The following is a 239-nucleotide window of genomic DNA, read 5'->3' on the forward strand; positions in this document are numbered from 1 at the left end:
GGGGCGACCAGGCCGTAGGTTTGTCCTTCAAATTCACAACATTCGCCCAGTGCATAAATATGGCTGTCTGAGGTTTGCATATGCGAGTTGACGCAGATACCACGGCGGGTGGTTATCCCGGCGGCGGCGGCAAGTTCCCGGTTGGGTAAAATACCGGTGGCAAATACGACCAGGTCGGTGTCGAGTCGGATGGTTGTGGTGTCGGTGTCTGGCTGGTTGCGCAGCCGGTAGTGCACGGC

1 protein-coding gene is annotated in these 239 nt (G+C 58.2%); it reads right to left on the reverse strand.

Annotated features, from left to right (window positions below; translation table 11 throughout):
- Nucleotides 1-239, reverse strand: a 239-nt coding sequence (locus tag Q4563_RS22290) for an FAD-dependent oxidoreductase (protein ID WP_303606097.1), incomplete at both ends; no start/stop codon positions are given.

The organism is Gilvimarinus sp. 1_MG-2023, assembly GCF_030548285.1.